Origin of the sequence: Shimia biformata (assembly GCF_016888515.1) — a bacterium.
Taxonomy (GTDB): Bacteria; Pseudomonadota; Alphaproteobacteria; order Rhodobacterales; family Rhodobacteraceae; genus Shimia_A; species Shimia_A biformata.
Window position 1 is genome coordinate 99,432 of record NZ_JAFEJK010000001.1, and the last position, 19,826, is coordinate 119,257.

The 19,826-nt window shown below is 61.3% G+C and carries 22 protein-coding genes; 13 read left to right on the forward strand and 9 right to left on the reverse strand.

Features of this window, described 5'->3' with window-relative positions; translation table 11 throughout:
- Window positions 1-8: 8 nt before the first annotated feature.
- Complete coding sequence (petA, locus tag JQ863_RS00465; protein ID WP_204112374.1) at window positions 9-584, reverse strand: ubiquinol-cytochrome c reductase iron-sulfur subunit; 576 nt, start codon at window positions 582-584, stop codon at window positions 9-11.
- 221 nt (window positions 585-805) lie between these two features.
- Here petA and JQ863_RS00470 point away from each other — a divergent pair, with 221 nt between their 5' ends.
- Window positions 806-1,468 (forward strand): outer membrane protein, encoded by a 663-nt coding sequence (locus JQ863_RS00470; RefSeq protein ID WP_204112375.1) that lies wholly within the window; start codon window positions 806-808, stop codon window positions 1,466-1,468.
- Window positions 1,469-1,543: 75 nt separating this feature from the next.
- On the opposite strand, the gene JQ863_RS00475 is transcribed toward JQ863_RS00470, so the two are convergent.
- The 5 genes from JQ863_RS00475 to JQ863_RS00495 all read right to left on the reverse strand — a co-directional run bounded on the left by JQ863_RS00475 (window position 1,544) and on the right by JQ863_RS00495 (window position 5,424).
- Window positions 1,544-2,149 carry a glutathione S-transferase gene (locus JQ863_RS00475; protein WP_204115008.1) on the reverse strand — a complete coding sequence of 202 codons (606 nt, stop codon included), beginning with the start codon at window positions 2,147-2,149 and terminating at the stop codon, window positions 1,544-1,546.
- Between the two features lie 2 nt (window positions 2,150-2,151).
- A complete protein-coding gene (locus JQ863_RS00480; RefSeq protein ID WP_204112376.1) occupies window positions 2,152-2,772 on the reverse strand; it encodes an FMN-binding negative transcriptional regulator in 621 nt (206 codons plus the stop codon).
- A 61-nt stretch (window positions 2,773-2,833) separates the two neighbouring features.
- Window positions 2,834-4,033, reverse strand: a complete 1,200-nt coding sequence (rlmN, locus tag JQ863_RS00485; RefSeq protein ID WP_204112377.1) for a dual-specificity RNA methyltransferase RlmN — start codon at window positions 4,031-4,033, stop codon at window positions 2,834-2,836.
- A 98-nt stretch (window positions 4,034-4,131) separates the two neighbouring features.
- Entirely contained in the window at window positions 4,132-4,761 is a 630-nt protein-coding gene (locus JQ863_RS00490) for a Hint domain-containing protein (RefSeq protein WP_204112378.1), read from the reverse strand.
- Between the two features lie 105 nt (window positions 4,762-4,866).
- Window positions 4,867-5,424: an invasion associated locus B family protein gene (locus JQ863_RS00495; protein ID WP_420826198.1), complete on the reverse strand. Its 558-nt coding sequence runs from the start codon at window positions 5,422-5,424 to the stop codon at window positions 4,867-4,869.
- Window positions 5,425-5,604: 180 nt separating this feature from the next.
- Here JQ863_RS00495 and JQ863_RS00500 point away from each other — a divergent pair, with 180 nt between their 5' ends.
- Entirely contained in the window at window positions 5,605-6,603 is a 999-nt protein-coding gene (locus JQ863_RS00500) for an asparaginase (protein WP_204115010.1), read from the forward strand.
- A 141-nt stretch (window positions 6,604-6,744) separates the two neighbouring features.
- Complete coding sequence (locus tag JQ863_RS00505; RefSeq protein ID WP_204112379.1) at window positions 6,745-6,954, forward strand: hypothetical protein; 210 nt, start codon at window positions 6,745-6,747, stop codon at window positions 6,952-6,954.
- 9 nt (window positions 6,955-6,963) lie between these two features.
- On the opposite strand, the gene JQ863_RS00510 is transcribed toward JQ863_RS00505, so the two are convergent.
- Complete coding sequence (locus tag JQ863_RS00510; RefSeq protein ID WP_204112380.1) at window positions 6,964-7,806, reverse strand: LOG family protein; 843 nt, start codon at window positions 7,804-7,806, stop codon at window positions 6,964-6,966.
- Between the two features lie 76 nt (window positions 7,807-7,882).
- Here JQ863_RS00510 and JQ863_RS00515 point away from each other — a divergent pair, with 76 nt between their 5' ends.
- From JQ863_RS00515 to JQ863_RS00535, 5 genes are all read left to right on the forward strand, one after another.
- A complete protein-coding gene (locus JQ863_RS00515) occupies window positions 7,883-8,803 on the forward strand; it encodes a threonine/serine dehydratase (RefSeq protein WP_204112381.1) in 921 nt (306 codons plus the stop codon).
- A 38-nt stretch (window positions 8,804-8,841) separates the two neighbouring features.
- Window positions 8,842-9,630, forward strand: a complete 789-nt coding sequence (locus JQ863_RS00520) for a 2-keto-4-pentenoate hydratase (RefSeq protein WP_204112382.1) — start codon at window positions 8,842-8,844, stop codon at window positions 9,628-9,630.
- A 92-nt stretch (window positions 9,631-9,722) separates the two neighbouring features.
- Window positions 9,723-10,550 (forward strand): 2,3,4,5-tetrahydropyridine-2,6-dicarboxylate N-succinyltransferase, encoded by an 828-nt coding sequence (gene dapD / locus JQ863_RS00525; RefSeq protein WP_204112383.1) that lies wholly within the window; start codon window positions 9,723-9,725, stop codon window positions 10,548-10,550.
- A gap of 24 nt (window positions 10,551-10,574) precedes the next feature.
- Window positions 10,575-11,060, forward strand: a complete 486-nt coding sequence (locus tag JQ863_RS00530) for an NAD(P)H-dependent oxidoreductase (protein ID WP_204112384.1) — start codon at window positions 10,575-10,577, stop codon at window positions 11,058-11,060.
- A 42-nt stretch (window positions 11,061-11,102) separates the two neighbouring features.
- Window positions 11,103-11,465, forward strand: a complete 363-nt coding sequence (locus JQ863_RS00535) for a hypothetical protein (RefSeq protein ID WP_204112385.1) — start codon at window positions 11,103-11,105, stop codon at window positions 11,463-11,465.
- 2 nt (window positions 11,466-11,467) lie between these two features.
- On the opposite strand, the gene JQ863_RS00540 is transcribed toward JQ863_RS00535, so the two are convergent.
- Window positions 11,468-12,361: a Hint domain-containing protein gene (locus tag JQ863_RS00540; RefSeq protein ID WP_204112386.1), complete on the reverse strand. Its 894-nt coding sequence runs from the start codon at window positions 12,359-12,361 to the stop codon at window positions 11,468-11,470.
- Window positions 12,362-12,821: 460 nt separating this feature from the next.
- Between JQ863_RS00540 and dapE the strand changes: the two genes are divergently transcribed.
- From dapE to rnr, 3 genes are all read left to right on the forward strand, one after another.
- The gene (dapE, locus tag JQ863_RS00545; protein WP_204112387.1) at window positions 12,822-13,967 is read left to right on the forward strand and encodes a succinyl-diaminopimelate desuccinylase; all 1,146 of its coding nucleotides are present in this window, start codon (window positions 12,822-12,824) and stop codon (window positions 13,965-13,967) included.
- 28 nt (window positions 13,968-13,995) lie between these two features.
- A complete protein-coding gene (locus JQ863_RS00550) occupies window positions 13,996-14,571 on the forward strand; it encodes a TIGR04282 family arsenosugar biosynthesis glycosyltransferase (protein WP_204112388.1) in 576 nt (191 codons plus the stop codon).
- Between the two features lie 86 nt (window positions 14,572-14,657).
- Window positions 14,658-16,913, forward strand: coding sequence for a ribonuclease R (rnr, locus tag JQ863_RS00555; protein WP_204112389.1), 2,256 nt, complete (start codon window positions 14,658-14,660; stop codon window positions 16,911-16,913).
- On the opposite strand, the gene JQ863_RS00560 is transcribed toward rnr, so the two are convergent.
- Window positions 16,894-17,616, reverse strand: a complete 723-nt coding sequence (locus JQ863_RS00560; protein ID WP_204112390.1) for a glutathione S-transferase family protein — start codon at window positions 17,614-17,616, stop codon at window positions 16,894-16,896. The two genes, rnr and JQ863_RS00560, sit on opposite strands and share 20 nt — an antisense overlap.
- Window positions 17,617-17,700: 84 nt before the next feature.
- Here JQ863_RS00560 and JQ863_RS00565 point away from each other — a divergent pair, with 84 nt between their 5' ends.
- Both JQ863_RS00565 and JQ863_RS00570 read left to right on the forward strand, forming a co-directional pair.
- A complete protein-coding gene (locus JQ863_RS00565) occupies window positions 17,701-18,423 on the forward strand; it encodes a helix-turn-helix transcriptional regulator (protein WP_204112391.1) in 723 nt (240 codons plus the stop codon).
- Between the two features lie 64 nt (window positions 18,424-18,487).
- A complete protein-coding gene (locus tag JQ863_RS00570) occupies window positions 18,488-19,825 on the forward strand; it encodes a lytic murein transglycosylase (protein WP_204112392.1) in 1,338 nt (445 codons plus the stop codon).
- Window position 19,826: the final 1 nt, after the last annotated feature.

Below are 19,826 nucleotides of genomic sequence, written 5' to 3' on the forward strand. Positions count from 1 at the left end.
CGCGCTCCTTATCCCAGTTTGATCGTCGATTCGTCGACGAAAGCAGCAACCGGAACCGGGAGGTTCTCAGGCGCCGGACCTTTGCGGATACGACCGGACGTGTCGTAGTGCGAGCCGTGGCAAGGGCAGAACCAACCACCAAAATCACCAGCATCGCCCAGCGGCACACAGCCCAGGTGCGTACAGACGCCGATCATCACAAGCCACTCACCAGTATCTTCCGCGCCACCAAAAGGCGGCAGCGTCCGGTTGCCGTCACCACCATCAGCGCCCGGGTTGTTGGCGTTGCGCGCATCCGGGTCAGGAAGGGCGGCGTTGTCGTCGGCACGTGCGGCGGCGATCTCTTCCTGCGTGCGGCGGCGGATAAACACCGGTTTGCCAAGCCATTTAACGGTCAGCTGGCTGCCGGGCTCAACGCCGGACACGTCGACACGGATCGACGACAGCGCCTGAACGTCTGCCGAAGGGTTCATCTGGTTGACCAGCGGCCAGACGGCTGCACCAGCGGTCACTGCACCTGCGCCAGCGGTGGCGTAGTAGAGAAAGTCTCTGCGGGTGCCTTCGTGATCTTCTGCGTGGGACACGAGGTTCTCTCCATTCTTCGGCCATAACCGGCCTAATACCGAATTGGGGCCGCAGTTACCCTTGGCCCTTCCCGCCGCTATTTAGCGGAGGCATTTCAAGGCGTCCAGCATACAATCACACCGAATCCGCCACAGCGTTCATGTGTCGCGCTTGAGCCGCAGAAGGCGCGGGTGTAATGAGACTGCAATTCCGATCATTTCGGGCAGCGAGGATTTTTGAGATGAAAAAGTTACTTGGCGCCACCGCCTTTGGCGCTTTGGCCATTGCAGGGCCGGCGGCGGCCGAATTCGAAATCGCGATTTATGGCGGGTATCAGACTTCGCCGCACAGCACCTTTACCGGCGATGTGGCCGGCACCCCGTATGACGGTACGTTTGCGTGGGACGGAAAATCCTTCACCCTGCCGCCCTACTATGGTGTGCGTGGCACCTATTGGCGCAATGACGCCTGGGGGTTCGGTCTCGAACTGACCCACGCCAAAGCCTATGCGTCGGAAGCGGATCTTGCCGAGGGCGATTTCGACCGGTTCGAGTTCACCGATGGCCACAACATCATCACCTTGAACCTGCACCGGCGCTGGAAAGGCCTGTGGATGGATGGCCGCATGACGCCTTACGTGATGGGCGGCATCGGGATCGCAATGCCCCATGTCGACATCCAGCCGACCTATGCCGGCGCGCCGCACACCTATGGTTACCAGGTGACCGGCCCCGCGGCGAAACTGGGCGCAGGTGTGTCCTATGCCATCAACGACCGTTTCAGCGTCTTTGGCGAGTATCAGTTCAGCTATACCGACAATGAAGTCAGCCTTGACGGTGGCGGCACACTGTCGGGCCCGATTATCACCAACGCGCTGAACATCGGTCTGTCTATGGCATTCTGACCCTGAAGCCAAAAGAAATCAGAATGCCCCGGCAGCAGATTTCCGGGGCTTTTTCTTTTAACACCAATAAATTGACTAATCTGTCGGGGCAGTCTTTACCATGCTGTCGCGCTGACTGAATTCGGCATACCACGCAGCCAGCGCGTCATGACCATGCCGCCAGTTCCGCGCATCATGACGGAAATCGAGGTAGCCCAGCGCGCAGCCTACCGCGATCTGCCCCATGTCCAGTGGCCCTGAAAGGTGGCTCATCCAGCGAGTCTCGATCGCGTCCAGCGCACCGATGACCTTGGCCCACTGTGCGGCGACCCAATCCGGGCTTTGCTGAGTTTCGGGGCGCAGACGTCCCTCGTAGGTGACAAGGACTGAGGCATCCATGATCCCGTCGGCAGTTGCCTCAAGCGTCAGCACTTCCCACAGCCGGTTTTGCGGATAGAGCCCGGCATTTGCCCGCGCGTCGAGGAAGCGGCAAATCACCCGGCTGTCATAGATCGCAGGTCCATCTGGCCGGATCAGCGCCGGGATCTTGCCCAACGGGTTGGCCGCCGCCGCCTCCTGCGCCACGGTCAGGGGCGTTGTCTTGACGTTCAGAAGGTCGACATCGTCCACTTGTCCGGTCTCATGAAGCGTCGCGCAAACTTTGCGCACAAACGGCGAGGCGCTCGCATAAACCAATTGCATCATTACATATCCTTTCCGGCGACGCCCCGCATCAGCGCAGCCAAAACCCGTGTTTCCTGTCCGATTCCAAATCCGTCCATTGCTGCGGCAGCGCCTTCGCGTGCGGCATCCGGCTTGTTCTGCCCCAGCTTCCACGTGCCATCGACCGATGTGATGTCAAACCGGAAAGGCTGGATCATCCGCATCATCCGTGCCAGCACCTCTTCCGGCATCTTCTCTGCCATCCAAGGTGTTTTTGGCAAAAGCCGCTCTTCGAACGTCGCCGAAAGCCTGTCCAGCACTCCGCGCAGCGCATCATCCGGCATGGGTGACAGCGTGCCCGTGAGATGCACCGCCACATAGTTCCACGTCGGCACCTGATCCTCGAGCCCGTACCAGTCGGGCGAGACATAGCTGTCCGGTCCGCTGACCGCAATTTTCGCGGGCGTTGCCCCCTTCACCAATCGCGCAATCGGGTTCGAGCGCACAAGATGAAGTTCCGCAAAGTCGCCAGTGTCCGAGATCACGAAAGGCACATGCGCCAGATGCGGACCGTCGATCACGAGCATTCCAAATCCGCGCTCGGACGCGAATGCGAGGTTTTCGTCGGCGCCAGTTTGACGGAATATGGGGTTGGGATGCATGAGCGGGCCGGTCCTTTGGTCGCTGCGAACAATGCAGCGCCCGCAAAGGCTTGGCAAGTCGTCAGCCCAATCCGGCCTCGGCCTCGATCTGCTTCTTCGATTTCCGCGCCCGCTCGGTCGCGGATTTCAGCTGCCCGCAGGCCGCCATGATATCTTCGCCCCTCGGGGTGCGGATCGGCGAGGCAAAGCCCGCTTTGTAGATGATATCGGCAAATTTGCGGATGCGGTTGTTTGAAGACCTCTTGTAAGGCGCACCGGGCCATTCATTGAACGGGATCAGGTTGATCTTGGCGGGGATATTGTGCTGTCGGATCAAAGCGATCAAACGATGCGCATCCTCGTCGGTGTCATTCACGCCGTCCAGCATCACGTATTCAAACGTGATCCGTTCCGAGTTCGACGCCTTGGGATAGGTCGCTAGCGCCTGACACAGCGCGTCGATGTTCCAGCGCTTGTTGATCGGCACCAGAACATCGCGCACCTCGTCCGTGGTCGCGTGGAAAGAGATCGCCAGCTGACAGCCGATTTCCTCGGCGGTGCGGGCAATTTCGGGCACGACGCCGGAAGTCGACAAGGTGATCCGACGGCGCGACAGCTGGATGCCCTCGGCATCCATCGCGATTTTCATCGCGTCGCGCACGTTGTCGAAATTGTAAAGCGGCTCACCCATGCCCATCAGGACAATGTTGGAAAGCAGCCGGGTTTCGTCCTTCGGCGCGCCGGGGGTCGGCCATTCCTCAAGATCGTCCCGCGCCATCATCACCTGACCGATGATCTCACCCGCCGTCAGGTTTCTGACAAGTTTTTGCGTGCCCGTGTGACAGAATGAGCAGGTCAGGGTGCAACCCACTTGCGACGAGACACACAGCGTGCCGCGATCCTCTTCGGGAATATAGACGACCTCGACCTCGTGGCCGCCAGCGATCTTGACCAGATATTTGCGGGTGCCGTCGGCAGAGACCTGTTTCGACACCACCTCGGGGATCTCGATCGAGAACACCTTGTCCAGTTCGGCGCGATAAGCCTTGGCCAGGTTGGTCATTTCGGAAAAGTCGCGCACGCCCCACTGATAGATCCATTGCCAGATCTGTCCGACCCGCATCTTGGCCTGTTTCTCGGGCGTGCCGTGTTCGATAAGAACCTCACGCATCTTCTCTCGCGTCAACCCGACAAGGTTGATCTTGCCGCCCTCGGGCAGCTTGCGGGGAAGGGTCAGCACGTCCTGCGTGACAGGAGCATTTTTTGGGGCGCCAGCGGTCATGGGCTCACTCCGAAAGAACCAGACGCGTCAGATATAGCATTTCAACGCAGATGCAAACAGTGTGGCCGCAAGCGGGTGGTGACGCTGGTCTTGGGCTCTCAGGCCGCAAATTTCGACTTCAACGCCAGTTTAGCGGCATTTCGGTCAAGACTGATCCTGGCGGGGGCGCCCCGACTGCACAGGGACAGAAGGCCGGGAAACAGAGCCGACATAGCGTCGCTCTGACCATCGGCAAAAACGGAAGCATCCTGGTCGGGGTGATGGCTTTCACATTGCATCCCGTCGGCAAAGACGATCTCGTGACGGTCAAACAGCAGATGGACATAAACAGGTGCTGGGACATAGCCAACCTGTTCGATACCCTTCCAGCCGACCAGATGGCGGGCGGGGATCAAGACCTCGCGCGCTCTGAAATGCATCGAAAACGACGGATCGCGCAGCCATATCCGGTGATCCGGGGCAACGTACAGATCCCGCTCGGGCATCCCACGCCCAAGAGCGCCGCGCGGAATCCTGACCGGCGCATATTCAGCCCGCGCAGCGACATGCGCATCCCACTCGGAGGCTCCGATCCAGCGCAACGAGACGTACCCGCTGTCGCGCGTCGTTACCATGTCTCCTGGGCGCAGGGTCTCTGCCGGTTTTTCACCGTCACGGGTCAGAACCAATGTCCCGGAAAGCAGACCCGTCACAGCCCCCTGCTTCGCGCCATTTTGATGATCCAACATCATCCATCGCCCCTATCGGTTTCGCCGGCCGGATTGCCCCGGCCGGTCTCCCCCGTGGTAGCGATGTGGCATTAACAGGACCTTGGCAGAGGTCCGCCGGTTACCCTAGCTGCAGCGTTTTTCGGCTTCGTCATAGGCGGCCGTGAACCCGAGAAGCGAGAAAGTGTCCTCGGTCTTGGTTCCGCGCGCGCTGCGCGCCGTCATCACCGCGCTCGACCCACGTTTCAGTGCCGCAACAATCTTGGCGTCATCCGAAGCCGATGCAGGCCAGGCCCACTCACCTTCAGTGAACAATTCGAACTTTGTGCCGTCGATATCCATGCTGACGGTCGAATTCGGCGCAAAAGGATACCCGCCAGTGAAACCGATCTGCCCCTTCACCCCGGCATCGGGGCGGAAGAAGACCATGAACAGGATATCACCGCGACGCACCGCGACAACACGGCCTTCCTTGGTGTTCACGCTTTCCTTGTATGTCGTGACCGCCCAGCACTCCTTGGGCTCCTGCGCGACGCAGACGCTCCAGTCGGTGACGTGGCTGGTGCAGGGCGTGGTGGCCCCCTCTTGCGCCGCCGCCTCGGTTGCGGTCAGTCCGGCGAACATGGCGACGGTCGCACCGATACCCAGCGCACCAAGTCGAAATCCCTGTCCGAGAAGTCCCATAATCAACAGCCTCCAGCTGATGTTGCCTCAATTTCAATGTCCCCCGGCCCGTTCTCGCAGGCGTTTTTTTTGGGTGGACGTTTTCTACCCGATGGCCGAACACTATCCCAGAAGTTATGACGGGTGAAAGACCCGTTGGCATGAATTTGCCTGCGATGCCCAACAAAAATGAGTAATACGATGTGTTCAGCGGTTCCCATGGTCGAAATCTGGCGCGGTCCTTTCCTGGAAAGCGTACATCTGGGACAGGCGGTGGTCTGTGATGATACAGGTCAGATCGTCCATGCCTGGGGCGATCCGATGGCGGTGGTCCTGCCCCGGTCCTCGTCCAAGATGCTACAGGCCCTGCCCCTTCTAGAAAGCGGCGCAGCTGATGCTTTTGGCCTGACGGACCGCCAACTGGCGCTCGCCTGTGCATCGCACAATGGCGCCGCGATCCACCGCGACCCGGTCAACGCCTGGCTTTCCGACCTTGGACTTGGCGATGACGATCTGCGTTGCGGACCGCAAGAGCCGCGCGACCCGAATGAAATGGAGCGACTGATCCGCGACGGAAAACCCGTCTGTCAGGTGCACAACAACTGTTCCGGCAAACATGCCGGGTTCCTGACCCTGACCCGGCATCTTGGCGCCGGACCCGAATATATCGACCTTGATCACCCGGTTCAGAAAGCCTGCAAAGCCGCCTTCGAAGAGGTCACTCAAGAGGACAGCCCCGGCTACGGCATCGACGGATGTTCGGCCCCGAACTTTGCAACAACGTTGCATGGCATGGCCCGCGCGATGGCGTTCTTCGCCGCCGCCAATCCAGATGGCGACGCCCGCCAGTCCGCCGCCTCACGTCTGCACCACGCGATGGCGACCTACCCGGAACTGGTCGCCGGCGAAGGGCGCTGCTGCACCAATCTGATGCGTGCGATGGATCACAAGGTTGCCGTCAAGACCGGGGCCGAGGCCTATTTCATCGCCATCATCCCGGAAAAGAAGCTGGGTGTGGCGCTGAAGATCGCTGATGGCACCACGCGCGGGGCCGAATGCGCGATCGCTGCAATCCTGGTCCGGCTCGGCGTTCTCGACCCGGCCCACCCGCTCGCGCAAATGTATCTTGCCCCCAAAATCACCAACTGGCGCGGTGTCGATACCGGGTTCATGCGGCCAGCAGAAGCTCTGCGCGCCTGATCGCTTTTTCACCACGGCCACGAAACAGAAACAATCGCGCAACCCTGCCCAGATTTTTTCGCAATTCTGGGCAAATCCCGCCTTGTTCAACAATCAGTTTCCAATCTGCGGACAAAACGCAGATCAAAAGGAAATTTGAAAATGGCACAAGCAGGTATTCTTCGCGGCGCAATCGACGCACCGGTTCTGAGCGTTCTTCAGCGTGAACGCGCCATGGCGCTGTCCAAGCGTGAATGGAAATTCCGTCTGGCAGGCTATGGCTACGCGATCAAGGAAGTTGGCGAATCGCAGATCCTGACCTCGCTGATCGGCGGTGGCGAACTGGGTATCCTTCCCGCCGATCTTGCCTGACTTGCGGACCTAGCGTCCGGGAATATCCGATCGCTTCGCCGTATCGCCCCAGGTGTCGATCACTTCGATCGCCTCTTCTGCGGTTTCGACAAAGCGGAACAGATCCAGGTCATCCTCCGAGATGGTTCCGGCATCGGCCAGCGCCTCCCAGTTGATGATCTTCTCCCAGAACGCGCGGCCAAACAGCAGGAACGGCACACGTTCCATCCGGCCGGTCTGAATCAGGGTGAGCGATTCAAAGGTTTCGTCCAGCGTGCCGAAACCGCCCGGGAAGACACAAATTGCCCGCGCCCGCATCAGGAAGTGCATCTTGCGGATCGCAAAGTAGTGGAAATTGAAGCACAGGTCGGGCGTCACGTATTCATTCGGCGCCTGTTCATGCGGCAGGACGATATTCAACCCGATTGACACCCCACCTGCATCCGCCGCGCCTCGGTTGCCCGCCTCCATCACACCGGGGCCACCCCCGGTGACGATGACATTCTGACGCCCGCCTGTATCCAGGCTGCGAACCGTCATCAACTCGGCGAACTTTCGTGCCTCTTCATAGTATTTCGACAGGTCGGCCAGGGTGCGCGTCCGCGCCGTGTCTTTTTTAGCCGGCTCAGGAATACGCGCACCACCAAAGAGGACAATCGTGCTTTCGACGCCTTTTTCATCCAACCACATTTGCGGTTTCAACAGTTCCAGCTGCAAACGCACCGGCCGCAACTCGTCCCGGCAGAGGAAATCGTCATCCGCGAAGGCAAGGCGATAAGCCGGGGCACGGGTCTGGGGCGTGTCGGGGATATGCTGGGCAGTCTGCCGGTCGGTATGGGCGTCGCGGAACGGGCTCAGGCGGTCGTCATGCATCATCATCTTCCTTGCTTGCGCGTGTTTCCCACAGCTATAGGTTTCGTCTGACCAAGACCAGTGACAGAGGTGTGAAATGACCTGGGCCGCCGAGATTTCAGGTGCCGCGAACCGGATCGCCGGACATGTCGTCAGGACGCCCGCCCTGTCGGTTGACGGCTTTGGTCTGGGCTTTCCAATCGAGATGAAGCTGGAACAGCTGCAACATACCGGCAGCTTCAAGGCACGCGGCGCGTTCAATACGCTGTTGTCGTCGGATGTGCCGCAAGCGGGGTTGGTTGCGGCCTCGGGTGGCAATCACGGCGCGGCGGTGGCTTATGCCGCCCGGCAACTTGGTCACAAGGCGCGCATTTACGTGCCCGAAATGGCAGGCCCCTCAAAAATCGCCCTGATTGAGCGACTTGGCGCCGATCTTGTGGTGACACCGGGGGCCTATGCCAACGCATTAGAGGCCGCCCGCCGTTACGAGGCCGAAACCGGCGCCATGCAGATTCACGCCTATGACGCACCCGGCACGGTGGCGGGCCAGGGCACCTGCGCGTTGGAGTGGCAGGAACAGGGGCTTCAAGCCGACACGGTGCTGATCGCTGTCGGCGGCGGCGGGCTGATCGCGGGCGCATTGGGCTGGTTCGGCACGACCAAAAAGATCGTGGCCGTTGAACCGGAAACATCCTGTGCCCTCAATGCCGCGATCGCGGCAGGCGAGCCAGTCGATGTCGAGGTCGCGGGCGTTGCTGCGAATTCTCTCGGGGCAAAACGCATCGGGTCGATCTGTTTCGATCTTGCACAGCACGCACTTGGGGCTTCGGTTCTGGTCGCCGACGACGCCATTTGCGCGGCACAGAAGATGCTGTGGCGCGAACGTCGGCTGTTGGTCGAACCCGGCGGGGCAACCGCATTGGCTGCGCTGATCTCGGGTGCATATGTGCCTGCCCCCGGTGAACGGGTCGCGGTTCTGGTGTGCGGCGGCAATATCGCGCCCGATCCCTTTGAATGATCGTTTGACCGAACTGAATCGGACTGTATCGTCGCATCATGTCTGAAACCATGGAAACCATTGCCGCCGGGCTTTTGAAACAGGTTCGCCTGACAGCGAAACCGCTGGACAAGCTGCCAGACACGGTGGCCCCGCCGGATCTGGACACGGCCTATGCGGTTCAGGACGCTCTGAACCGGTCACTCAGCGGCGCGGGTATGGGCGGCATTGTCGGACACAAGATCGGCTGTACGACCAAGGTGATGCAGGAATACATGCAGATCCCGCATCCCTGTTCCGGCGCCATGTTTGCCGCAACCGTCTTTACGGGCGAAGCCAGCTTTCCGCGCAGTCGCCTGTGCCGCCCCGGTGTGGAATGTGAAATCGCGGTGACCCTCGCGCGGGACATTGTTGAGCTTCCCAATGACGATATCGCAAACGTGGCTCCCTTCGTCGACAAGGCCATGGCCAGTATCGAACTGGTGGACCAACGCTGGACCGATTTCCGCAAGGTGGCGACGCCGTCTCTGGTATCGGACAATTTCTTCAATGCTGGATGTGTGCTGAGCAAGCCGGTGCGCATGGATCCGATGAAGATGGACCGCATCACCGGGCGGATGCTTGTCAACGGTGGTCTGGTCGGGGAAGGGATCGGCGCGGACATCCTTGGCCACCCGCTTGCCGCCCTGTCCTGGCTGGCTCGTCATCAGATCGCACGCGGTAAGCCCCTGCGCGCGGGTGAGATCGTCACGCTTGGCTCGGTCGTCCAGACAATCTGGGTCGAAGCGGGCAATGTGATCGAGGTGGAGATGGACGCGCTGGGCTCTTGCGCGCTGACTTTGTCCTGAGCTGAACTGCAAAACGCCACATTGCGCGAAACCGCCTCAGCCCCTATACGGCTTGCCGAACCCATTTTTTGACCGAATATCGGAGCCCCGACATGTCCAACGCCCAGCTTGAAGCCGCCATCGAAGCCGCATGGGACGCCCGTGACACGATTACGCCAACCACCACCGGCGAAACTCGCGATGCCATCGAGGACACGCTGAACGCTCTGGACAGCGGCACCCTGCGCGTGGCGGAAAAGCTGGAAAGCGGTGACTGGCATGTGAACCAATGGGCCAAGAAAGCAGTGCTTCTTGGCTTCCGCATCAAGGACATGGAACAGCAGGACGGTGGACCGCAGGGGTCCGGTTGGTGGGACAAGGTCGACAGCAAGTTCAAGGGCTGGGGTGACAACCAATGGAAAGCGGCTGGTTTCCGTGCGGTTCCCAACTGTGTTGTGCGCAAATCGGCCTATATCGCGCCGGGTGTCGTGTTGATGCCGTCCTTCGTGAACCTCGGCGCCTATGTCGACGAGGGCACCATGGTTGACACGTGGGCAACCGTCGGTTCCTGTGCCCAGATCGGCAAGAACGTCCACCTGTCGGGTGGCGTCGGCATCGGCGGTGTGCTTGAACCGATGCAGGCCGGACCGACCATCATCGAAGACAACTGCTTTATCGGCGCGCGTTCGGAAGTGGTCGAAGGCTGCATCGTGCGCGAGGGCTCGGTCCTCGGCATGGGCGTTTTCATCGGCAAGTCCACCAAGATCGTCGACCGCGAAACCGGTGAAGTCATGTATGGCGAAGTTCCGCCCTATTCCGTGGTCGTCGCAGGTTCCATGCCTTCGAAGAACGGTATCAACCTTTATTGCGCGGTGATCGTGAAGCGCGTGGATGAGAAAACCCGCTCCAAGACCGGCATCAACGAGCTGTTGCGCGACTGATCCGACAGCGCCAAAGGGGACGCCGTGGCCCGGCTTCTGATCGTTTATCATTCGCGTACGGGCGGCAGCCGGCAGATGGCCGAGGCCGCCCGAGACGGATCGCTGGGCGAAACGGAAACCGTGCTTCTAGAAGCCAGCACGGCCGGCCCGGACGATCTTTTGGACGCTGACGGCTATCTCTTCTGCGCCCCGGAAAACCTCGCCGCGCTATCCGGCACGATGAAAGAGTTTTTCGACCGCAGCTACTATCCCGTGTTGGGGCGGATCGAAGGCCGCCCATATGCGTTGATGATCTGCGCCGGGTCAGATGGCGAAAACGCAGCGCGGCAGGCGGCGCGCATCGCCACCGGCTGGCGGTTGAAAGCGGTCCAACCGCCGATGATCGTTTGCACCCGTGCACAAACAACCGAAGAAATCCTGGCCCCCAAGACCATAGCCGAAGCTGACCTGGCCCGGTGCCGCGATCTTGGGCAGGCGATGGGCGCGGGATTGGCCATGGGTGCGTTCTGACTCTGTTGACCGGGCCGACCGCGCCCGATATTGCCCGTGCCCATGACCAAGGAAAAGAAACCCTCTCGCCAACAAGTCTATACCCTTCTCGTCCAGGTTGGGCGCAAAGAGGGCGACGGCCTGCCAGATGGCGCAACCGGTGCCGCTTTGATGATCTATGCCAGTGGCGTGGACGAGGGCGAAGCCGTGCGTGAAACCGTCGCGATCCTGAAACAGGCCGACCTGGCACCGCTGGACGTCACCGGTTATGGCACGATCGAAGAGCGCGAGGCCCAGGGCCACGAGATCGAAAGCGACGAACGCGAGTTGATGCAGCGCGCGCTGGATGAAAATTCGGTCGTGGTGGCGCAGATGACGCCCTTCTTCAAGGGTGAGGAAAGCAGCGACGACGAGGTCGTTCACTAGTTTCAGGCGGCGCGCTGTTCTGCCAGAATGATCGCTTCGAACGGGGCGAGAACCGGGCATATCGTACGCGAATGCTCCGGCAGGTCGCGGCGCGGATGACGCGCCAGAAGGCTGGCCGAATGCAGGTCAGGCTTGCGCCGCATTCGCCCGATGTTCAAGCTTTCAACAAAGGTCCCCGCCGCGACAACGGCCTCGTGATCGGGCAATAGAATATGAACATAGGTCACCAGCCAGTGCTCTCGTTCGCGCACTGCCGCGCTGCCGTTGACCAGATGCCGGGCCTGCACCAGCACATGTTCGGCCCCAAACAGGTACTCGACCCGCGATCCGCCAATCACCAGCCGCTGGTTGCCCGCAACCACAATGTCGCGTTTCAACTCGAAATAGGGCGCCCGCAGGCGCACGGGCTCGAACAATCCACGTGCGGGAACGGTGCGTTTCACAACGTCAAGGACTGGCATATTGCCGCCTTCCAGAGTGGTCACCACGTCGCCGCGCCGAATTTTTCCGGCACTGACATATCCGTTCGGTGTCAGGATCGGCACTGTCGTCGTCAGCGCAGGCATCGGGCCGATCGGTTCGATATGGGTCGAGGCCGCGAACAACTGCACCTCTTGGCCTACGATCACCTGCGCCCCCTTTAGCGCCAACTCGCGCAGATCAGCGCGAGACAGGGCGGCCGGGTTCTCGACAACGCTTTGCACCGTGCGCGCCTTGTCAGGCTTTTCAACCGCCAACCTCCCCAACCCCGACTTCAAGTCCCAGGAATAGGTGATTCGGATTATGTCCGCCCGCCCATCCGCCAAAAGGTTCACGGCCGCATGAAAAACCTTGCCGGTCTTTTCGATCACCAGCGACACACCGCCACCGGGAACCGACTGCAGGGCCAGTGACATCCGGCGCGGATGCACTCTGGCCATTCCAAGAAAAGTCTGCGGGCGGTCATGGACCGATGACCGCGCCTCGATGACGAGGCTTCCTCGGGGCAACGGGACGTCGTCCTGCGAGGCATTCGTCCTTGTCCCGGCCAGCCCGAACTCGCAGTTTTGCGCGCCGGTATGGTCACCATGCACCAACCACCCCATTAGCCATCCCCCCGCGCATGGCAAACGGCGCAGGCAGTTGCCCTGCGCTTTCGGGTGGGCGTCATGCTGTGGTGCCGCATCAAGTTTTTGCCTGCATTCGGAACGGGTTTGCCCGTCGCGTCGTGATTGTTTGCGGGAATTTTAAACACGAACGACACCAAACTGTTAAGCCTGCAATCGTCGCACCGCCTTTTCACGCGCGGTTTGTGCCTTTCGGGTCAACATCATCTGTGCAACAACACCGGGGTTTCTCAACAAACCTATGAATGCCATGCCACCGATCGACCCCGCCGCCCTGACCGCCGACCTGATCCGCTGCCCCTCGGTCACACCCGAGGAAGGCGGCGCGCTGGAGCTGCTAGAAGAGATGCTCACAAACGCAGGCTTCACCTGCACCCGCATTGACCGTGGCGGTATCGCCAACCTGCACGCCCGGTGGGGTGCAAAGGGTCATGACCGCACCTTCGGCTTCAACGGCCATACGGACGTGGTCCCGGTCGGAGATGAAGCCGCCTGGACCGTCGACCCCTTTGGCGCGGAAATCCGCGATGGGTTGATGTTCGGGCGCGGGGCCACGGACATGAAATCCGGTGTCGCCGCCTTTGTCGCCGCTGCGATTGATCTCGTATCCGACACGCCCCCGGATGGCGCCATTGCCATCACCATCACCGGCGATGAAGAAGGTGACGCCGTAGACGGAACCGTGGCAATTCTCGACTGGATGCGTGAACAGAACGAGGTCATGTCAGTCTGCCTTGTCGGGGAGCCGACATGCCCCGACCAGATGGGCGACATGATGAAAATCGGGCGGCGCGGATCACTGACCGCGTGGTTCACTTTCGAAGGTGTGCAAGGCCATTCAGCCTATCCCCACCGCGCCAGAAATCCGTTGCCGGCGATGGCGCAACTGATGAATGCCTTTGCCGAACATGAACTTGACCAGGGCACCGACCATTTCGACCCCTCGACCCTGGCCATCGTCACCATGGACACCGGCAATCCCGCCACGAACGTCATCCCCGCCACCTGCCGCGCCACTGTCAATATCCGCTTCAACGACCTGCATTCCGGCGTCAGCCTGACGTCCTGGATGCAGGAAAAGGTGGATGATGTCGCCGCGGCCACCGGCATCGACATTGCTATGAAGGTTCAAGTCTCGGGCGAAAGCTTCATTACCCCACCGGGGCCGCTTTCCGACATGGTCGCGTCAGCAGTCCAGGCCGAGACCAACCGCACACCAGAACTGTCGACCTCGGGCGGAACCTCGGATGCGCGCTTTGTTCAGCATATCTGTCCAGTGGTCGAATTCGGTCTGGTCGGCAAGACCATGCACAAAGTCGATGAGCATGTTGAAATCGCCCATATTCACCAACTGAAGGCGATCTATGGCCGGATATTGCGTGACTATTTCGCCTGAATCTCGCTGGCGCCACCGACTGGTAGTGATGGTCAAGGAACCACGCCCCGGACGGGTCAAGACACGGCTGGGTCAGGACATCGGCATGACCGGCGCGGCATGGTGGTTCCGCCAGCAAACCGCCCGCCTTTTGCGCCGGATCACAGATCCGCGTTGGGAAACCATCCTTGCCGTGTCCCCTGACGTCGAAGGTCTGCACAGCCGCATCTGGCCACCGACCCTGCCACGTGTCCCACAAGGCCCGGGCGATCTTGGCGGCCGAATGGGCCGCCTGCTGCGGGGTTTGCCGCCCGGCCCAACCTGCATCATCGGCGCCGACATCCCCGGCATCACGCCCGCCCACATTGCCCGCGCCTTTGCAGCACTCGGCAACAATGACGCCGTTTTTGGCCCCGCCACTGATGGTGGCTATTGGTTGATCGGGCTGAAACGCACCGCGCCGCCGCCCGCCACATTGTTCGACAATGTCCGATGGTCCACCGAGCACGCGCTGACGGACACCCTCGCCACACTGCCCGGCCGGACGATCGCTCTGATCGACACTCTGGATGACGTCGACACGTACCAGGACCTGCTTTCTCTTTCGCCAAATACCTCGGGGTGAATGGGCGCCGCCGGCGACCAGAGGGGCAGCGCCCCTGCCCGACGGTTCCGCGTGACGCCGCCTTGCGCCCGTGCTAGGCCACTTTCATGGCCATTCCGACAAAAGAGCAGGTCCTCGACTGGATCTCCTCGAACCCGACCCAAACCTCGAAACGTGATATCGCCCGTGCCTTTGGCATCAAGGGCGCTGAACGGATCGATCTGAAACGCCTGCTGAAAGAGCTTGAAGCCGAAGGTCACCTGACCAAGCGCAACAAGACGTTCCGCGACCCCGACAAATTGCCTCCAGTGGCGGTCTTGCAAGTAGGCGACCCGGATTCGGACGGAGACCTGATCGCACACCCGCTGGAATGGCAGGGCGAAGCCGAGGCCCCGACGGTGATGTTGATCCTGCGTGCCAGCGATCCCGCCCTGGGCAAAGGCGACCGCATCCTTGCCCGCCTGACCGAGACACCGAACGACGATCACACCTACGAAGGCCGCCTGATCCGTCGCATCGGCACCAACCCGCGTTGCGTACTTGGCCTGTTCCGCAAAACGGCCGAGGGCGGGCGAATCCTGCCCATCGACAAGGGAGACGGGCGCGAATGGCAGGTGCTGGCCGATCAGACCGGCGACGCAAAGGACGGTGAACTGGTCGAGGCGCAGCAAACCGGTCCCAAGGGTCGGCTGGGCCTGCCCCGCGCCAAGGTGGTTGAGCGACTGGGTGATCCATCCGCGCCGAAGGCCGTCAGCCTGATTGCAATTCACCAACACGGCATCCCTGACACCTTCCCCGACGATGTCATCGCCGAGGCGGACAAGGCCAAGCCCGCACCGCTGGGCGACCGGGAAGACCTGCGCGACATGCCGCTTGTCACCATCGATCCAGCGGATGCGCGTGACCATGACGACGCGTGCTGGGCCCATGCCGATGACGACCCGAAAAACGAGGGCGGTCATGTGGTCTGGGTCGCGATCGCCGATGTTGCCCATTACGTCCATCCCGACAGCGCCCTTGACCGCGAGGCTCGCAAACGCGGCAATTCCAGCTATTTCCCCGACCGGGTCGTGCCGATGCTGCCGGACCGGTTGTCCGGGGACCTGTGTTCGCTGCATGAAGGCGTGCCGCGTCCATGTATTGCGGTACGGATGCAGTTGGATGCCAAGGGGCGCAAGATCGGCCACCGCTTCACCCGCGCCATGATGCGCTCGATCGCGTCACTCAACTATACCGAGGTGCAACAGGCGCAGGACGGCAACCCGAACGAAACCTGCGCGCCCTTGATGGAAGAGGTGATCGCCCCGCTCTATGCCGCATACGAGGCCACGAAAAAAGCAAGGGCGGAGCGTCAACCGCTGGACCTCGACCTGCCGGAGCGCAAGGTTGAACTGACACCCGAGGGCAAGGTCGCCTCGGTCAATTTCCGTGACCGTCTGGACGCGCACCGGCTGATCGAGGAATTCATGATCCTCGCCAATGTCGCCGCCGCCGAGACCCTGATCGCCAAACGCTCACCTCTCCTGTTCCGCGTGCATGAGGAACCCAACCCTGAGAAACTGGACGCGCTGCGCGAAACTGCCGAGGCCGCCGGGTTCTCATTGGCCAAGGGGCAGGTGTTGATGACGCGCCACCTGAACGCGCTGCTGAACGCCGCCGAGGGTACCGAGGAAAGCGAGTTGATCAACCTCGCCACGCTGCGGTCGATGACTCAGGCCTATTACAGCCCGACGAATTTCGGCCATTTCGGGCTGGCGCTGCAATCTTATGCGCATTTCACCTCGCCCATCCGCCGCTATTCCGACCTGATTGTGCATCGCGCGTTGATCACGGCCCATGGCTGGGGTCAGGACGGGTTGTCGCCAGAGGGGATCGAGCGTTTGGAGCAGACCGCCGCTCACATCTCGGACACCGAACGCCGCTCGATGCTGGCCGAACGCGACACCAATGACCGCTATCTGGCCGCCTATCTCAGCGACCGGATCGGCAACGAGTTTGCTGGCCGCATCAGCGGCATCGCGCGATTTGGCGTCTTCGTGAAGCTGGATGAGACCGGCGCCGACGGGCTGGTGCCGATGCGAGAACTGGGACGCGAGTATTTCAAGTTCGACCGCGACAGCAACACATTGATCGGATCGGACTCTGGCCGCGTGATTCAGCTTGGGCAGCGCGTCCTTGTTCGCCTGTCCGAGGCCGCGCCGGTCACCGGCGGGCTGGCGTTCGAACTCCTCGAACTTGGCGACGCGCCGGTCAAAAAAGGTGGCGGTGGCAAGGGACGCGGTCGGCCCGTGAAACGCAAGGCTGCACAGGCCAAACGCAAGAAGGACAAGATCAAGCGCAAGGTCACGCGGCGTCGGAAATGATTACCTTTTGCGGGTAAATCGCGCGGCGCACCGCGTCGGCATAGGCGATCAGCCCCGTGCGGTCCGTGATCAGTTGGCGCAACCCGGTCAGGGTCGGCAAGTCGCGGATCATGTCCACGACGGGCCCAGCCACCGCGTCCGCCGCCGTTGGCACATCGCCAAACAGGAACGGACCGTCCCCAAGCACGGTTTCCAGCGCATGGACATCCTTTGCCAGACGGCGCAGCCTGTCCTTTTCGGCGAACTGCGCGATACCCTGACCCATCAGCCCGGCCCGCACCTGGGCCTGCGCCTTTTCTGACACTGCGGCTCGCGCAGGCGCGGGGACGCCAGCAAAGAACGCCTCGCGCATCGTTGGCCACACATCGGGGTGCAACCAGCGATCATGCACCAGGCCCAGCCGCAAGCTGTCTTCGACCATATGGACCAGCGCATGAGACAAAGCGCGGTCGGCGGCATCAAGGCCCGGATGGAAATCGGCACCAAGGCTTTCAAGGTGTTCCTGAATGTGGTGGCTGTCAGGAATCAACCCATGATCTGTGCGCAACACTGGCAGACGGCGCAGGGGCATGGCATCAAGATCGCCTGTGTATTCCACCTGCCAAGGCAAACCGCTCATGGTGAGCAGGCACATCGCCTTTAGCCCGAACGGGCTGTGGGTCGGCAGGTGATCGGATCCGGGAAAGGTCAATAAGGTCAGCATCGGGTCATCCTTTTCTAACAATGCCCTCTGGCTAACACCCCCTCTTGCCAGAACCTGTCAGGAGGGGGCAGTATTGACGCACCCATGAACCGAACCGCCCGACTGTTCCAGATGATGCAGGCCCTCAGAAACCTGCCGCCCCCCGTCACCGCCGACAGGCTGGCGGACGAACTGGCCGTCAGCCCGCGCACGATCTATCGCGACATCGACGCCCTGCGTGCGCTGGGTGCGGTGATCGACGGCGAGGCCGGGTTCGGTTTCACCCTGATCGAAGACGCCACCCTGCCGCCGATGGGCTTTCACGAGGAAGAACTCGAGGCGCTTGTCGTAGGGCTGAAAGAGGTCATGGCTGTTGGCGACCCCGCATTGGTTCAGGCCGCCGAATCGGCGCTGTCGAAGCTCCGCGCCCGTCTTCCCAAAGCCCAGGCACACCGCCTGCGCCATGCGGTCCTGTCAGCCTATCGCCACGATCGCCCGCCGAAACCCGGCATCGACGCAAGAGTCCTTCGTCAAGCGGCCTGGGACGAGCGCAGCGTCAGCTTTGACTACAGCGACGTCCACGGTGCTGCGACCCGGCGTATGGTCGATCCGTTGTCGATCACATTCATGCAAGCTAGCCATTGTCTGCTGGCTTTCTGCCATTTGCGTCAGGATTTCAGGGTGTTCCGGCTGGACCGCATGTCAAATCTTGACGTCAGCACACAATCTTTCCGACCCCGCCGCGTACCGATGCTGCGCCAGTTCCAAGAGCAGTTGAAAGCAGCTGAACCCGAACGACAGTCGGCAATTCCCCGCGAAGACACATAGCTGCCACTTTGTCGTCGTCGCAAAACGCGCTAGACTCGGTGACAAAAGAGATTTGAGGCTACCGATGCGACCCCTTCTGCCGGCACTTGTCCTGACGGTTGGTCTTGCGCCCTTGGCGGCGCTTGCAAACCCTCCGCAATCCTCGCTGCGGCCCACGCTGCGCCCCTCTCCGGTTGCAACCATCGCGACCAAGGCGTCTGCAACATTCGATTCGCAGCGCCCGGTCCTGCGCCCCGAAACGCTTGAGGCTATCACCCTGGCGCCGGAACCGGCGGCGGGCAACCTGGGCTTTCAACGATGGATTCGCTCGTTCCGTGGTCGCGCCGTACAGCGCGGCATCAGCCCAACAGTCTTCGACCGTGCCTTTCAGGGTGTGAAGTACAACGCCGACGTGATCCAGAAGGACCGCAACCAGTCCGAGTTCACCAAGACCCTGTGGGACTACCTTGACAGTGCCGCTTCCGACACACGCGTAAAGAACGGCAAGGCCGCACTGCGCAAACATGACCGTGTTCTCAGCCAGATCGAGCGCAAATACGGCGTCGACAAAGAGGTCGTGACCGCCGTCTGGGGTCTGGAAAGCGCCTATGGCACCTATCGCGGCGATACACCTGTGATCGAGGCACTGGCAACGCTGGCTTATGACGGGCGGCGTGGGCGATTCTTTGAACAACAATTGATGGCCGCGCTCAAGATCCTGCAATCCGGTGACACCACGCCGCGTAATATGAAGGGCAGTTGGGCGGGCGCTATGGGGCACACCCAGTTCATCCCAACTTCGTATCTTGCCTTTGCGGTGGACTTCACCGGCGATGGCAAACGTGACATCTGGTCGGAAAACCCGGCGGACGCGCTGGCCTCGACCGCGGCCTACCTTGCGAAATCGGGGTGGGTGAAAGGTCAGCCATGGGGGGTCGAGGTAAAGATCCCGCGCGGCTTTGACTATTCCCTGTCCAATCGCAAGATCACCAAAATGCCACGCGACTGGGCCAGAATGGGTGTGGTCGGCATGGACGGTCGTGCGGTTCCAAATTATGGCTCGGCCTCGGTTCTGTTGCCTGCAGGCGCACGCGGCGCGGCCTTCATGATCTTCAAGAACTTCGCCGTGATCGAACGCTATAACACTGCGGACGCCTATGTGATCGGCGTCGGGCACCTGAGCGACCGGATCAAGGGCAAAGGCAAGATCAAGGGCGACTGGCCGCGCGGGGACCGGGCGTTGACGTTCAACGAACGCAAGGAATTGCAGCGCCGCCTGACCAAGGCCGGATTCGACACCAAGAAAGTCGACGGCAAGATCGGGCCTCTGACGATTGACGCAGTGCGCCGTTACCAGCGGTCGATCGGGATGGAGCCGGACGGCTATGCCTCGCTTGCCATCCTGCAACGGCTGCGCGGCTGAC

Excerpts from the sequence above, each read along its gene's own strand:
- dapE (WP_204112387.1), top strand. The coding sequence starts at position 12,822 with ATGCCACCGATCGACCCCGCCGCCCTGACCGCCGACCTGATCCGCTGC.
- JQ863_RS00565 (WP_204112391.1), top strand. The coding sequence starts at position 17,701 with ATGAACCGAACCGCCCGACTGTTCCAGATGATGCAGGCCCTCAGAAAC.
- JQ863_RS00470 (WP_204112375.1), top strand. The coding sequence starts at position 806 with ATGAAAAAGTTACTTGGCGCCACCGCCTTTGGCGCTTTGGCCATTGCA.
- JQ863_RS00570 (WP_204112392.1), top strand. The coding sequence starts at position 18,488 with ATGCGACCCCTTCTGCCGGCACTTGTCCTGACGGTTGGTCTTGCGCCC.
- JQ863_RS00560 (WP_204112390.1), bottom strand. The coding sequence starts at position 17,616 with ATGCTGACCTTATTGACCTTTCCCGGATCCGATCACCTGCCGACCCAC.
- JQ863_RS00515 (WP_204112381.1), top strand. The coding sequence starts at position 7,883 with ATGACCTGGGCCGCCGAGATTTCAGGTGCCGCGAACCGGATCGCCGGA.
- JQ863_RS00535 (WP_204112385.1), top strand. The coding sequence starts at position 11,103 with ATGACCAAGGAAAAGAAACCCTCTCGCCAACAAGTCTATACCCTTCTC.
- JQ863_RS00500 (WP_204115010.1), top strand. The coding sequence starts at position 5,605 with ATGTGTTCAGCGGTTCCCATGGTCGAAATCTGGCGCGGTCCTTTCCTG.
- rlmN (WP_204112377.1), bottom strand. The coding sequence starts at position 4,033 with ATGACCGCTGGCGCCCCAAAAAATGCTCCTGTCACGCAGGACGTGCTG.
- JQ863_RS00550 (WP_204112388.1), top strand. The coding sequence starts at position 13,996 with ATGGTCAAGGAACCACGCCCCGGACGGGTCAAGACACGGCTGGGTCAG.
- JQ863_RS00505 (WP_204112379.1), top strand. The coding sequence starts at position 6,745 with ATGGCACAAGCAGGTATTCTTCGCGGCGCAATCGACGCACCGGTTCTG.
- JQ863_RS00510 (WP_204112380.1), bottom strand. The coding sequence starts at position 7,806 with ATGCATGACGACCGCCTGAGCCCGTTCCGCGACGCCCATACCGACCGG.
- JQ863_RS00475 (WP_204115008.1), bottom strand. The coding sequence starts at position 2,149 with ATGCAATTGGTTTATGCGAGCGCCTCGCCGTTTGTGCGCAAAGTTTGC.
- JQ863_RS00490 (WP_204112378.1), bottom strand. The coding sequence starts at position 4,761 with ATGTTGGATCATCAAAATGGCGCGAAGCAGGGGGCTGTGACGGGTCTG.
- JQ863_RS00520 (WP_204112382.1), top strand. The coding sequence starts at position 8,842 with ATGTCTGAAACCATGGAAACCATTGCCGCCGGGCTTTTGAAACAGGTT.
- JQ863_RS00495 (WP_420826198.1), bottom strand. The coding sequence starts at position 5,424 with ATGGGACTTCTCGGACAGGGATTTCGACTTGGTGCGCTGGGTATCGGT.
- dapD (WP_204112383.1), top strand. The coding sequence starts at position 9,723 with ATGTCCAACGCCCAGCTTGAAGCCGCCATCGAAGCCGCATGGGACGCC.
- JQ863_RS00480 (WP_204112376.1), bottom strand. The coding sequence starts at position 2,772 with ATGCATCCCAACCCCATATTCCGTCAAACTGGCGCCGACGAAAACCTC.
- rnr (WP_204112389.1), top strand. The coding sequence starts at position 14,658 with ATGGCCATTCCGACAAAAGAGCAGGTCCTCGACTGGATCTCCTCGAAC.
- JQ863_RS00540 (WP_204112386.1), bottom strand. The coding sequence starts at position 12,361 with ATGTCACTGGCCCTGCAGTCGGTTCCCGGTGGCGGTGTGTCGCTGGTG.